We start from the raw sequence: 13,073 nt of genomic DNA, 5'->3' as shown, positions 1-13,073 counted from the left end.
GCCGCGGCGGGCAGCGCGGGGCGGTTGTCCTCGGCGACCGGCTCCGGCCGTGCCGCGGCTCTGGCGGGTCGCAGCCCGGCCCGCCGCCGTACGGTCTCCACGGCCGCCGCGTCCAGCAGCGCCACGGGAGCCTCCCGCCCCGGAGCGCCACCCGGCAGGGTGCGGCGCTCCGTGCCGAGCAGCGCCGTCGTGACGAGCTCTTCCCAGACGCCCGGCGCGGGGGCATCCACGGGTGTGGACGTCCTGTTCATGGGGTTCCTTTCTGTGGGGTGCCGAGGGGGAGGGAGAAGACGGCGAGGACGGAGGGCAGGCAGGGGAGTGAGGGGAGAGCGGGGCCGGTGGGCCGGGTCAGCACAGCTGCACCGCCTCTCCGGTCCCCTCGGGCCAGGCCGTCAGCGGGGTGAAGCCGCGGTGGCCGCACTCGCCGAAGACCTTGACCGGGGCGCCGCCCGACAGGGCTACGAGACGCCACAGGCCGGGCCGGGACCGGGCGGACGGGGTCAGGGGCAGCGCGCTGTCCTCGTCGGCGTCCGCCAGCTGCCAGGAGTCGCCGTCCGGGGTCGGTATGACCCGGTCCAGGGTCACCGGGACGGAATCCAGCCAGGGATCGTCGCGCAGCGCCTCGCCGTAGCGCGCGGCTGCCTGGGTCGTCGTCACTCCCGGCGGCCGTGCCGTGGCCGGGGCCGGCGGTGCGAACTGCTCACCCAGGGCCGCACGCTGCTGCCCGGCACCGGGATAGGCGGACACCTCGGCGTCCAGGGCCAGTCCGACGGGCAGCGCCAGCTCCGGGGCCCGGCCCGCGGCGCCGTAGGAGAGCAGCAGCGCGGTGCGGTCCGAGTCGGTGCCGTACAGCCAGACGCGACGGGTCGTCAGGCGGGCGTCCGCCGTGTCGTACTGGGCGAGGACCAGCCAGCGGTCCCGCAGCGGCGGGCCGTCGGCCGTGCCGGGCAGGCCGATGCGGGCACGGACCGCCGCCGCCAGGTCGCCCGGCATCTGCTCGCGGTGCAGCCAGCCCTGGTCGAGGAGGTGGAGCAGCGCGCACTCCTCCAGCAGCCGCACGGGCCAGCCTGGTCCCGACGACGGGATCGCCCCCAACTCCCGCACCCGCGCGGACAGTCCGGGCGCCTGCGCGTCGACCATGCGAGCAGCTGTCTCCTCCCACAGCCCGTAACCCGCCTGCTCCGCGCCCGCCAGACCGCCGCGCAGCAGGTCGGCCAGGCGCTGCTCCAGCTCACTCGCCCCCGCGGTGACCCGCTCGGCCCGGCGCTCCGCCCGGCGCCGCGCGGCCTCAGGATCACCGGATCCGGACGAGGAACCGGCCGAAGGCTCCGCCCGCTTCTGCTCGGCGCGCTGCCTTCTCCCCTCCATCCACTGCTCCGCCCAGCCCGGCGCCTCGCCCGGCGGCACCGCACCGTCCTCCCCCGCCCAGAGCAGCAGCAGCCCGAGAGCGTGCTTGCACGGGAACTTGCGGCTCGGACAACTGCACTTGTACGCCGGACCCGCCGCGTCCGCGAGGTCGACCACCGTCTGATACGGCTTGCTGCCGCTGCCCTTGCACAGTCCCCACACCGCCCCCTCGTCGGAACTCCCCGCCTCGGACCACGGCCCGGCCGCTCCGAGTTTGCTTCCCGCTTTGCGTGACGCGGCGTCAGGCGCCAGCGCCAGCACCTGGTCCGCGCTCCAGCGCACCCCCTGCTGAGTCATGTCATCGAAGGTAGATCCCCCCACTGACAATGGGCCTGGCGAGCGCGTTTTCGCAGGTCAGAACGGATTGTCAGTGGCGTGGTGCACGGTTGGTGACAGATCCGAACCGGCCGAGCTGGAGGGGGCTTCAGCCATGTCTGTGTCCGTGGAACCAACGATCGTCGAAGCAGCCGGAGTTCACGCGAAGGTGCCGGCCGAGGCGTTGCGACCGCACGCCGAAGACGCCTTCGCGGCCGAACTCGCCGCGCTGGCGGCGCAGGACGACCGCCCGTGCCCGGCCCGCTGGAAGCTGTCGCCATGGGCGGTGGCGACGTATCTGCTCGGCGGCACGCTGCCGGACGGCACGGTGATCACGCCGAAGTACGTGGGCCCGCGCCGCATCGTCGAGGTCGCCGTCACCACGCTCGCCACCGACCGCGCCCTGCTCCTGCTCGGCGTGCCCGGCACCGCGAAGACCTGGGTGTCCGAGCACCTGGCCGCGGCCGTCAGCGGCGACTCGACGCTGCTGGTGCAGGGCACGGCCGGGACGCCGGAGGAGGCGATCCGCTACGGCTGGAACTACGCGCAGCTGCTGGCCAACGGCCCGAGCCGCAACGCGCTGGTGCCCAGCCCGGTCATGCGGGCCATGGCGGAGGGGATGACGGCGCGGGTCGAGGAGCTGACCCGTATCCCGGCGGACGTGCAGGACACCTTGATCACGATCCTGTCCGAGAAGACCTTGCCGATACCGGAGTTGGGGTCGGAGGTGCAGGCGGTCCGCGGCTTCAACCTGATCGCCACGGCCAACGATCGCGACCGCGGGGTGAACGACCTCTCCAGCGCCCTGCGCCGCCGCTTCAACACGGTGGTGCTGCCGTTGCCGGAGAGCGTCGAGGCCGAGGTCGACATCGTCTCGCGCCGGGTCGACCAGATCGGTCGCTCCCTCGACCTGCCGGCCGCGCCCGACGGCATCGACGAGATCCGCCGCGTCGTCACCGTCTTCCGCGAGCTGCGCGACGGGGTCACCTCCGACGGCCGGACGAAACTCAAGTCGCCGAGCGGCACGCTGTCGACGGCCGAGGCCATCTCCGTCGTCACCAGCGGGCTCGCCCTGGCCGCCCACTTCGGCGACGGCGTGCTGCGCTCCGGTGACGTCGCCGCGGGCATCCTCGGCGCCGTCGTCCGCGATCCGGCGTCCGACCGCGTCATCTGGCAGGAGTACCTGGAGGCGGTCGTCCGCGAGCGCGACGGCTGGAAGGACTTCTACCGGGCCTGCAGGGAGGTGAGCGCGTGAGCGACCTGGGGTGGGGGCGCTCGGGCGGGAGCAAGGAGTCGGGCGGGGGCAAGGGGGCCGGTGGGAGCACGGGTTCCGGCGGGTCGACGGGGTTGGGCGGGAGCAAGGGTTTCGGCGGGGGGACGGGGTCCGGCGGGAGCACGGATTCCGGCCGGCCGACGAGGTCGGGCGGATTTCAGAGGTGGGGCGGATTCCATGGGCGGAGCGGATTCCATGGGCGGAGCGGGGTCCAGGGGCGGAGCGGGATCCAGGGGCCGGGCGGTTCGGTGTGCGCGGCGTGCGAGGGCGGTGTGCACGCCGGGTGCGGCGGCGGGGGCGTCGGGGCGGCGTCCGGTGGTGGTCGGGTGTGGCGATGAGAGGGGGACGGTGTGACGGGGCCTGAGAGGGGCGGGAGTGCGATGGCCGGTGGCGGGCCGCTGTTGCTGGGCGTACGGCATCACGGGCCCGGCTCGGCGCGCGCGGTACGGGCGGCCCTGGACGCCGCCCGGCCCCGGGTCGTGCTGATCGAAGGGCCGCCCGAGGCGGACGCGTTGATCCCGCTGGCCGCCGAGGAGGACATGCGGCCGCCGGTCGCCCTCCTCGCCCACGCCGTGGACGAGCCCGGCCGTTCGGCCTTCTGGCCGCTCGCCGAGTTCTCCCCGGAGTGGGTCGCCATCCGGTGGGCCGTGGAGCACGAAGTACCGGCGCGCTTCATCGACTTGCCCGCCACCCACACGCTGGCGTGGGGGAAGGACGAGGGGGCGGATTCCGATGCCGGGGCTGTCGTGGAGCCCGCTGCGGACGCGGACGTGCGCGTCGACCCGCTCGCCGTGCTGGCCGACGCCGCCGGTTATGACGATCCCGAGCGGTGGTGGGAGGACGTCGTCGAGCACCGGGGGATCGCTGAAGCGGACGCCTTCGCGCCGTTCGTCGTGCTCGAAGAGGCCATGGGGGCGTTGCGGGAGGCGTACGGCAGCGGGGGACATGACCGCGATCCCGTGCGGGAGGCGTATATGCGGCTCCAAGTGCGGGCGGCGCGGCGGGAGTTCGGGGACGAGGTCGCGGTAGTCTGCGGGGCCTGGCATGTGCCCGCGCTGCGGCAGAAGACGGCTGTCGCCGCCGACCGGGCTCTGCTGAAGGGCCTGCCGAAGGTCAAGACGGACATGACCTGGGTGCCCTGGACGCACCGCCGGCTGTCGCGGGTCAGCGGGTACGGGGCGGGGATCGACTCGCCCGGTTGGTACGGGCATCTGTTCGCCGCGCCCGACCGGCCGATCGAGCGGTGGATGACCAAGGTGGCCGGACTGCTGCGCGAGGAGGACCGGATCGTCTCCTCGGCGCATGTCATAGAGGCGGTGCGGCTGGCCGAGACGCTCGCCGCGATGCGCGGTCGCCCGCTGCCGGGGCTCGGCGAGACGACCGACGCCGTGCGTGCGGTGATGTGCGAGGGCTCGGACGTGCCGCTCGCGCTGGTGCACGATCGGCTGGTCGTCGGAGACGTGCTGGGGGAGGTGCCGCAGGCGGCCCCCGCCGTGCCGTTGCAGCGGGACCTGGACCGGCTCCAGCGTCGGCTACGGCTCAAACCGGAGGCGCTGGAGCGGCAGTTGGAGCTCGATCTGCGCAAGGAGACCGACGCCGGGCGCAGCCGGCTGCTGCACCGGCTGCGGCTGCTGGGCATCGGATGGGGCGAGCCGGCGGTGTCGCGGGGCAGCACCGGCACCTTCCGGGAGACCTGGCGGCTGCGCTGGGAGCCGGAGCTGTCCGTGCGGGTGGCGGAGGCCGGGGTGTGGGGCACGACGGTGTTCGCCGCCGCGACGGCCAAGGCCGAGGCGGACGCCCTCGGCGCGCAGGCCCTGGCCGAGGTCACCGGGCTCGCCGAGCGCTGTCTGCTGGCCGAACTGCCGGACGCGCTGCCGGTGGTGATGCGGATCCTCGCCGACCGCGCGGCGCTCGACACGGACGTGGGCCATCTCGCGCAGGCCCTGCCCGCCCTGGTCCGCTCGCTGCGGTACGGCGATGTCCGGGGCACGGACACCGGGGCGCTGGCCGGGGTCGCGACGGGCCTCGCCGAGCGGGTGTTCGTCGGCCTGCCGCCGGCCTGCGCGGCCCTGGACGCGGACGCGGCCGAGGAGATGCGGCGTCATGTGGACGCGGTGCACGGGGCGGTGGGCCTGCTCGCCGACGTGCCCGCGCCCCAGCACCGCGATCTGCGCGGCCGGTGGCACTCGGTCCTGCGGGTGCTGTCGGTCCGGGACATCGTGCCGGGGGTGATCCGGGGCCGGACGGTACGGCTGTTGCTGGACGACGGGGAGTTGGGGCAGGACGAGGCGGCGCGGCTCATGGGGCTCGTGCTCTCGCCGGGCACGCCGCCGGGGGACGCGGCCGCGTGGATCGAGGGCTTCGTCGGCGGAGGATCCGGCGGCGGAATGCTCCTCGTGCACGACGAGCGGCTGCTCGGACTGGTCGACGCGTGGCTGACGGGAGTGCCGGCGGACGCGTTCACGGACGTACTGCCCCTGCTGCGGCGGACGTTCTCGGCGTACGAGCCGGGGGTGCGCAGGACGCTCGGCGAACTGGTCCGGCGCGGACCGGGCCGGCGGGCAAGCGTGACGGCTGCCGGATCCGGCATCCCCGGTTTCGCCGCCGACCTCGACTCCGAGCGAGCGGACGCCGTGCTACCGGTGGTCCGGATGCTGCTGGGGCTCGGTGCAGGGCCGCAGGACGCCGACGGCGGCGGCGTCGGCGTCGGCGGCGTCGGCGGCGTCAGCGGCGTCGACAACGACCTTGTGGAGGTGGGGAGATGACAGGCGAGACAGATCGGCTGCCGGGGCAACGGGATCGGGCGGGCGGCGCCGTCAGGGGCGTAGCCGCCACACCACGAGAGGGCGGACGAGCGCCCACGACGACCGTGCCGGTGATTCCGCTGTGGGAACGGCTGCGTACGGGGGCGCACGGATGACGATGCAGACAACACAGGCAACTCATACAGCGCAGACAACGGAGACGATCGAGGCGACGGAGACGACCGTGACGACGGCCGGGGTGGGCGAGGCGGGCGAGGGGGCTCAGGAGCGGTTGCGGCGCTGGCGGCTGGTGCTGGGGGGCGACGCGGCCGACGGCACGGGATGCACGCTGTCGGGACAGGACTCGGCGATGGACGGGGCGTTGGCCGCGCTGTACGGGAAGGGGGACAGGCCGGGGCAGTCGGGGCGGGACCGTTCGGCGGGTCTCGGGGCGTCGGCGCCGTCCGTGGCGCGCTGGCTGGGGGACATCCGGACGTACTTCCCCTCCTCGGTCGTCCAGGTCATGCAGCGCGACGCCATCGACCGGCTCGGTCTGTCCACGCTGCTGCTGGAGCCGGAGATGCTGGAGGCGGTGGAGGCGGACGTGCACCTCGTCGGCACGCTGCTCTCCCTCAACAAGGCGATGCCGGAGACGACGAAGGAGACGGCACGGGCCGTCGTGCGCAAGGTCGTCGAGGACCTCGAGAAGCGGCTCGCCACCCGGACCCGGGCCACCCTCTCCGGCGCGCTAGACCGCAGCGCCCGGATCAGCCGGCCACGCCACCACGACATCGACTGGAACCGCACCATCGCGGCCAACCTCAAGCACTACCTGCCCGAGTACCGAACGATCGTGCCGGAGCGGCTCGTCGGGTACGGGCGGGCGTCCCAGTCCACGAAGAAGGAGGTCATCCTCTGTATCGACCAGTCGGGATCCATGGCGGCGTCGGTTGTGTACGCATCGGTGTTCGGGGCGGTGCTTGCCTCGATGCGGACGATCTCCACGCGACTCGTCGTCTTCGACACGGCGGTCGTCGACCTCACCGACCAGCTCGACGACCCGGTGGACGTCCTGTTCGGGACCCAGCTCGGCGGCGGCACGGACATCAACCGTGCGCTCGCGTACTGCCAGTCGCAGATCACCCGGCCCGCGGAGACGGTGGTCGTGCTGATCAGTGATCTCTACGAGGGCGGGATACGCAACGAGATGCTCAAGCGGGTCGCCGCGATGAAGGCGTCGGGGGTGCAGTTCGTGACGCTGCTCGCGCTGTCGGACGAAGGGGCACCCGCCTACGACCGGGAACACGCGGCCGCGCTCGGCGCGCTCGGGGCACCGGCGTTCGCCTGCACGCCCGACCTCTTCCCGGAGGTGATGGCGGCGGCGATCGAGAAGCGGCCACTGCCGATGCCGGAGACGGCGTGACCGCGGACCGGGACACGGCGTGACCGCGGACCCGGACACGGCGTTACTGCGGAACGGCCTGCGGGCCAACCCTCGGACCGACGCTGGGGTCCACCGGAGCCCACCGGCCGTGCAGAGGCGTTCGGTAACGATTTGTCGATCCATCGTCGTCCGACTTGGGCCAGCAAAACGGACATGACTACCCATCGGTAAGAGGGGGCTTGCGCAACCTCGGGAGGGCCGTGCAAGGATCGACGTCCTGTCAGCGGTGCGCAGCGTTCCACTCGTCCGTACCGCGACGCACCGCCCCGTAGCCGTCACGGCTCGTTGTGTCTACTCCGTTCCGCCGGACGGGAGGATCCACCCCCCTTGACCTGGCCAGCAGCCCTGCCCGCTGCCGCTGTGCGCGTCCTGCGCACGGCGGTCGGGCGGCGTGCGCTGCAAGTGGCCCTGTTGGTGGGTGGGTTGTTCGTGCTCGGGTTCCTCTCCGGGGAGCAGGCGCACGCGGCGGAGCGGACCCGGCCGGTCTCCTCCGAGGGCGTGCAGGCCGGCCCGCTGGACGGGGTCCGGTCCTTGACGGGCAACGTGATCGACACGGTCGGCGCGCTGACGCGCGTATCCGCGGGACCTACGGCACCCGCGGCACCCGCAGCGCACTCGGGGACGCCCGCCAACGGGCCGAAGCCCGTGCACGTCCCGGGCACTTCGGACAAGCCGCACCCCGAGCCCGGGGCGAAGCCCGGCACCGCACCCCGGCCCGCACCGCACCTCCCGGCCCACAGCGACCCGATCGCCAAGTCCCCGGCCCACAGCCACCCGCTCACCAAGCCCCCGGCCCACCCACCGACAACAGGCCTCGGCGCAGGCGCGGGCGCGGGCGATCAGGTCTTCGGCCCGTCGACCGGTGGCCTCGCCCAGGCCGTGGGTGAATGTGTCCTGCGACCGGTCGGCGGCCTGGTGGAGACGGTCACCACCGGACTGGGCAGGGTGGCCGCGCAGATACCGCCGTTGTCATCGCTGCCCGAACTGTCCCTTCTGTCCAATCTCCCCGATCTGCCCGCCCTGCCGGAGCTGCCCGCGTCCGGCGCGGTGTCAGTGCTGCCCGGCCTCCCCGGAGCCCCGGGCCACGCCCTTCCCGCCCCCGCCCCCGCCGCGCAGGCCCCGCAGTCGGACGCAGCCGGGCACGCGGCGGAAGCGGCCGTGGACGACAGACGTTCCGGCGGTGGGGCGGGCGGAACGGCGTACGGGCCGGGATCGGCGTCGCATGTCACCGATGCCACCCCTGCGCAGCGCCACGCGCATCGGGTCGCCGGCGCCGGGCACGCCCCGGTGCAGCAGGCGCCCGACGGTGACCCGACCGGCGAGCTGTTGAGTCACGCGGCGGTCGACAACGGCACCTCCCGGCACAGTGACGCGCACGCCGTCACCCTGAGCCACCGCGCGCCCGCCTGGCTGCTGCCCGGCGCCGCCGCTCGAGCGGTCGCGGTCGACACCCGGGACAGGCACCGGGACATCCCCGTCTTCCCCGGCTAGGACAGGCAGCTCCTTCCCCCGGTCGGCGTTGCCGTCGTGGGCGTAGGCAAGTCGATCACCCCGAACCGAATCGCGACCGGGATGCCGACGCTGCCCCCCCCGAACAGCCGCGACGTATCCGACCGGCACCCCCGTTCTTGCGGCGCGCCACGTCTTCACCGAGCGCGCCTAACCACAGACTCCGCGTGGTCACAGGACCCGGACGGCCGAAAGCCGTCGGACTGTCCGGCCGATACCCCGCGGTACGGGAGGGACGGTCCCCATTGGGGTGGGGATCGCCCGCCCAGAGCCCCGCAGGCGGCGCAAGCCGTGCCCCGCCGGGGGGCTCAATGGGCCTCACCGGGTCAACCCCAGCCCGGTGAGGCCCTTCCCACAGCCCTCCCGCAGCCGGCTCCCACCCCACCCCGAACTGCTCCCCGCACCCCGCAGTGCGCCTCACCTGCGGCACGCCGTGCCAGTGAGCGCGGCATCATGTGACAGGTATCACCGCTCAGGTGTGACCCGCGATTTAGAGGCCCCTCGGAAGCAGCGATAACCTGCGAGACGGACATGCCGCGCGCTCGGACACCGTGTGCGCCTCCCTTGTGACACTCGGCGGACGTCACGTTGCCCTTCGCGGCACGCCCACGCATCCAACGAACCGCGAGATCACTGATAGGGACGGAAGCGCGTGGACCTGTTCGAGTACCAGGCGAGGGACCTCTTCGCCAAGCACGATGTACCGGTGCTGGCCGGTGAAGTCATCGACACGCCTGAGGCGGCCCGCGCAGCCACCGAGCGCCTCGGTGGCAAGTCTGTCGTCAAGGCCCAGGTGAAGGTGGGTGGCCGTGGCAAGGCCGGTGGCGTGAAGCTCGCCGCCACCGCCGACGAGGCGGTCGAGCACGCGACCAACATCCTCGGCATGGACATCAAGGGCCACACGGTCCACAAGGTGATGATCGCCGAGACGGCTCCCGAGATCGTGGAGGAGTACTACGTCTCCTTCCTTCTCGACCGGGCCAACCGCACCTTCCTCTCCATCGCGTCCGTCGAGGGCGGCATGGAGATCGAGGAGGTGGCCGAGACCCGCCCCGAGGCCGTCGCCAAGACGCCGATCGACGCCAACGTCGGTGTGACCCCCGAGGTCGCCCGCCAGATCGTCGAGGCCGCCAAGTTCCCGGCCGAGGTCGCGGACAAGGTCGCGAACGTCCTGGTCACGCTCTGGAAGACCTTCGTCGCGGAGGACGCCCTCCTGGTCGAGGTCAACCCGCTGGCCAAGGTCGCCTCCGGCGAGGTCATCGCCCTCGACGGCAAGGTCTCCCTGGACGAGAACGCCGAGTTCCGCCAGCCGGAGCACGAGGCCCTCCAGGACAAGGACTCCGCGAACCCGCTGGAGGCCGCCGCCAAGGAGAAGAACCTCAACTACGTCAAGCTCGACGGCGAGGTCGGCATCATCGGCAACGGCGCGGGTCTCGTCATGAGCACCCTGGACGTCGTCGCGTACGCCGGTGAGGCGCACGGCGGCGTGAAGCCCGCCAACTTCCTGGACATCGGCGGTGGCGCCTCCGCCCAGGTCATGGCGAACGGCCTGGAGATCATCCTGGGCGACGAGGACGTCAAGTCCGTCTTCGTCAACGTCTTCGGTGGCATCACCGCGTGCGACGAGGTCGCCAACGGCATCGTCCAGGCGCTGAAGCTCCTCGAGGACCGTGGCGAGAACGTCACCAAGCCGCTCGTCGTCCGCCTCGACGGCAACAACGCCGAACTGGGTCGCAAGATCCTCACCGACGCGAACCACCCGCTGGTGCAGCGCGTCGACACCATGGACGGCGCGGCCGACAAGGCCGCCGAGCTCGCGGCTGCGAAGTAAGGACGAGGGAACACAGCCATGGCTATCTTCCTCAACAAGGACTCCAAGGTCATCGTCCAGGGCATGACCGGCTCCACGGGCATGAAGCACACCAAGCTCATGCTCGCCGACGGCACGAACATCGTCGGTGGCGTGAACCCGCGCAAGGCGGGCACCTCCGTGGACTTCGACGGCACCGAGATCCCGGTCTTCGGCACGGTCGCCGAGGCGATGGAGAAGACGGGCGCGAACGTATCCGTCCTCTTCGTCCCGCCGGCCTTCTCCAAGGCCGCCGTGGTCGAGGCCATCGACGCCGAGATCCCGCTCGCGGTCGTCATCACCGAGGGCATCGCGGTGCACGACTCCGCCGCGTTCTACGCGTACGCCGTGGAGAAGGGCAACAAGACCCGGATCATCGGCCCGAACTGCCCCGGCCTGATCACGCCGGGCCAGTCGAACGCCGGCATCATCCCGGGCGACATCACCAAGCCCGGCCGTATCGGCCTGGTCTCGAAGTCGGGCACGCTGACGTACCAGATGATGTACGAGCTGCGGGACATCGGCTTCTCCTCCGCCGTCGGCATCGGTGGCGACCCGGTCATCGGCACCACGCACATCGACGCGCTCGCCGCGTTCGAGGCCGACCCCGACACCGACCTGATCGTGATGATCGGTGAGATCGGCGGCGACGCCGAGGAGCGTGCCGCGGCCTTCATCAAGGAGAACGTGACCAAGCCGGTCGTCGGCTACGTCGCGGGCTTCACCGCTCCCGAGGGCAAGACCATGGGCCACGCCGGCGCCATCGTCTCCGGCTCCTCCGGTACGGCCGCGGCGAAGAAGGAGGCCCTCGAGGCCGCCGGCGTCAAGGTCGGCAAGACGCCGACCGAGACCGCCAAGCTGGCGCGCGCCATCCTGGCCGGCTGAACTGCCGCTTCCCGCAAGGGTGTTGACGGGCCCGCTCCCCGCACGGGGGGCGGGCCCGTTCGCGTCACCTGAACTGCGGCACCAGCCGCTCGGGCCCGTGCACGGCGCTCCGGCGCAGCTTCGCCCGCAACTGCGACTCCGCCTCCGACAGCGGCCCGAGCGCCACCCGCGGCGGCACCCCCTGCACCTGCACGCCGGGCGCGACCGGGGGCTCGTAGTGCGTCGGAGCCGTGCGCAGGGTGAACGTCGTCGTCCCGATGAGCGCCACCGTGAACGCGATGGCGGCCCGCGCCCAGAACCGCGATCTGCGCTCGCCGTCCGTGCGCACCGTCGGCGGCCTGCGCGCGTGCAGCTGCTCCGCCGAGGCCACTTCGGTCAGCCGCCGGTGCAGCACGGGGGGATCCGCCAGCTCCGGCAGACGCGCGGCGATCACCTCGCGCGCGTGCAGCAGCCGGCCCGCCGCGGCCGGTGTGCTCGCCTCCGTCTCGGCCGCCGTCTCCGGCAGATCGAGACCCACACCGTCGTACAGCAGCAGTGTCCTGCGGTACGGCGCCGGCAGCCCCAGCAGGACGTCCATCAGCGCGCGGCCGCCCGCGTCGGACGGCGGGGGCTCGGGGTGGCGATGGCTCGGGCGGAAACGGTGCCAGGGGGAGAGCGCGTACTCGTACGTCGTCGCCCGCACCCAGCCCGCCGGGTCCCGGTCGAGGGCCACCTCGGGCCAGCGCTGCCAGGCCAGTTGGAAGGCCCGCTCGACCGACTCGCGCGCCAGCTCGCGCCGTCCGGTGAGCAGATAGGCCTGCCGTACGAGGGCGGGAGCGCAGAACGCGTAGAGCGCGTCGAAGGCCTGAGCGGGGGTCAGGGCCTTGGCTTCGTCGACCTGACCCTGCGTCACGATGCACCCTTCCGAACGAAAAAGAACATAAACGTATATTGAGCGACACTACGGAGGTTTGCCCGTTACGACGAGAAAGCGCGTGTCGTTGGGAGCATGGCCGTCGTGATCCAGATGACCGCTCGCCGACCTCCGCTGTCGTCCCTGCCCGCCCGGCTGCGCGACCGCTCGCCCGGACTGGCCGCGGGCCTGGTCGGCGGGGTGGTGGCCGCCGGGCTCGGGCTCGGCTCGTTCGCCGTGCTCGTGGTGGCGATGTGGATCAGTTCGCCGTATCCCGACAGCGGGCCGGGCGGCTCGCTCCATGTCGCCGCGGCTCTGTGGCTGCTGGCGCACGGCACCGAACTGATCCGCACCGAGACGCTCTCCGGGGTCCCCGCGCCGGTGGGCGTCACACCGCTGCTGCTGCTCGCGCTGCCGGTGTGGTTGGTGCACCGGGCCGCGCGCGACGCGGTGGAGGGCGGCGAGGAGGACGCGCCGCTCGGATCCGCCCGCGCGGTCTGGGCAGGCGTCGTCCTCGGCTACCTCGGCGTCGGCACCGCCGCCGCGCTGTACGCGTCGGGCGGCCGGCTGCGGCCGTCGTGGGAGTGGACCGGGGTGAGCCTGCCCGCGCTCGTCATGGGCGCGGCCGCCATGGGCGTATGGACCGCCTACGGCAGGCCGCTCGAAGCGGTCGACGCCGTGCCCGGACTGCTGCTGCCGTCCGGGCCGCTGCCGTCCGGGCCCCGCTCGCTCGCCCCGCACGCCCGCGAGCGCCT

The 13,073-nt window shown here is 72.9% G+C and carries 10 protein-coding genes; 7 read left to right on the top strand and 3 right to left on the bottom strand.

The window, feature by feature from the left end; all coding sequences use genetic code 11:
• Together JYK17_RS39055 and JYK17_RS39050 are read right to left on the bottom strand one after the other, a co-directional pair.
• Positions 1 to 251, bottom strand: a 251-nt coding sequence (locus JYK17_RS39055) for a DUF5691 domain-containing protein (RefSeq protein ID WP_443742970.1), incomplete at its 3' end; no start/stop codon positions are given.
• Between the two features lie 97 nt (positions 252 to 348).
• Positions 349 to 1,704 (bottom strand): SWIM zinc finger family protein, encoded by a 1,356-nt coding sequence (locus JYK17_RS39050; protein ID WP_222812254.1) that lies wholly within the window; start codon positions 1,702 to 1,704, stop codon positions 349 to 351.
• A 133-nt stretch (positions 1,705 to 1,837) separates the two neighbouring features.
• On the opposite strand from JYK17_RS39050, the gene JYK17_RS39045 reads away from it, so the two are divergent.
• From JYK17_RS39045 to sucD, 6 genes are all read left to right on the top strand, one after another.
• Positions 1,838 to 2,977: an ATP-binding protein gene (locus JYK17_RS39045; protein WP_222812253.1), complete on the top strand. Its 1,140-nt coding sequence runs from the start codon at positions 1,838 to 1,840 to the stop codon at positions 2,975 to 2,977.
• 398 nt (positions 2,978 to 3,375) lie between these two features.
• A complete protein-coding gene (locus JYK17_RS39040) occupies positions 3,376 to 5,760 on the top strand; it encodes a DUF5682 family protein (protein ID WP_222812252.1) in 2,385 nt (794 codons plus the stop codon).
• 151 nt (positions 5,761 to 5,911) lie between these two features.
• Entirely contained in the window at positions 5,912 to 7,162 is a 1,251-nt protein-coding gene (locus tag JYK17_RS39035; protein ID WP_234547947.1) for a vWA domain-containing protein, read from the top strand.
• 348 nt (positions 7,163 to 7,510) lie between these two features.
• Positions 7,511 to 8,674, top strand: a complete 1,164-nt coding sequence (locus JYK17_RS39030) for a hypothetical protein (protein ID WP_222812251.1) — start codon at positions 7,511 to 7,513, stop codon at positions 8,672 to 8,674.
• 670 nt (positions 8,675 to 9,344) lie between these two features.
• Positions 9,345 to 10,523, top strand: coding sequence for an ADP-forming succinate--CoA ligase subunit beta (gene sucC / locus JYK17_RS39025; protein WP_108013230.1), 1,179 nt, complete (start codon positions 9,345 to 9,347; stop codon positions 10,521 to 10,523).
• An 18-nt stretch (positions 10,524 to 10,541) separates the two neighbouring features.
• Positions 10,542 to 11,426 carry a succinate--CoA ligase subunit alpha gene (gene sucD / locus JYK17_RS39020; RefSeq protein WP_108013229.1) on the top strand — a complete coding sequence of 295 codons (885 nt, stop codon included), beginning with the start codon at positions 10,542 to 10,544 and terminating at the stop codon, positions 11,424 to 11,426.
• A 64-nt stretch (positions 11,427 to 11,490) separates the two neighbouring features.
• On the opposite strand, the gene JYK17_RS39015 is transcribed toward sucD, so the two are convergent.
• Positions 11,491 to 12,318: a SigE family RNA polymerase sigma factor gene (locus tag JYK17_RS39015; RefSeq protein WP_308011740.1), complete on the bottom strand. Its 828-nt coding sequence runs from the start codon at positions 12,316 to 12,318 to the stop codon at positions 11,491 to 11,493.
• 96 nt (positions 12,319 to 12,414) lie between these two features.
• Here JYK17_RS39015 and JYK17_RS39010 point away from each other — a divergent pair.
• On the top strand, positions 12,415 to 13,073 hold a 659-nt coding region (locus JYK17_RS39010; RefSeq protein WP_222812250.1), incomplete at its 3' end, for a cell division protein PerM.

The sequence above is a fragment of the Streptomyces plumbidurans genome (assembly GCF_019857225.1).
Lineage (GTDB): Bacteria > Actinomycetota > Actinomycetes > Streptomycetales > Streptomycetaceae > Streptomyces > Streptomyces plumbidurans.
Note: the sequence above shows the minus strand (reverse complement) of the source record. Positions and strands in the feature narration are given on the sequence as shown.

Coding starts and splice junctions, on each gene's coding strand:
- JYK17_RS39045 (WP_222812253.1), top strand. CDS start 1,838: ATGTCTGTGTCCGTGGAACCAACGATCGTCGAAGCAGCCGGAGTTCAC.
- JYK17_RS39050 (WP_222812254.1), bottom strand. CDS start 1,704: ATGACTCAGCAGGGGGTGCGCTGGAGCGCGGACCAGGTGCTGGCGCTG.
- JYK17_RS39035 (WP_234547947.1), top strand. CDS start 5,912: ATGACGATGCAGACAACACAGGCAACTCATACAGCGCAGACAACGGAG.
- JYK17_RS39040 (WP_222812252.1), top strand. CDS start 3,376: ATGGCCGGTGGCGGGCCGCTGTTGCTGGGCGTACGGCATCACGGGCCC.
- sucD (WP_108013229.1), top strand. CDS start 10,542: ATGGCTATCTTCCTCAACAAGGACTCCAAGGTCATCGTCCAGGGCATG.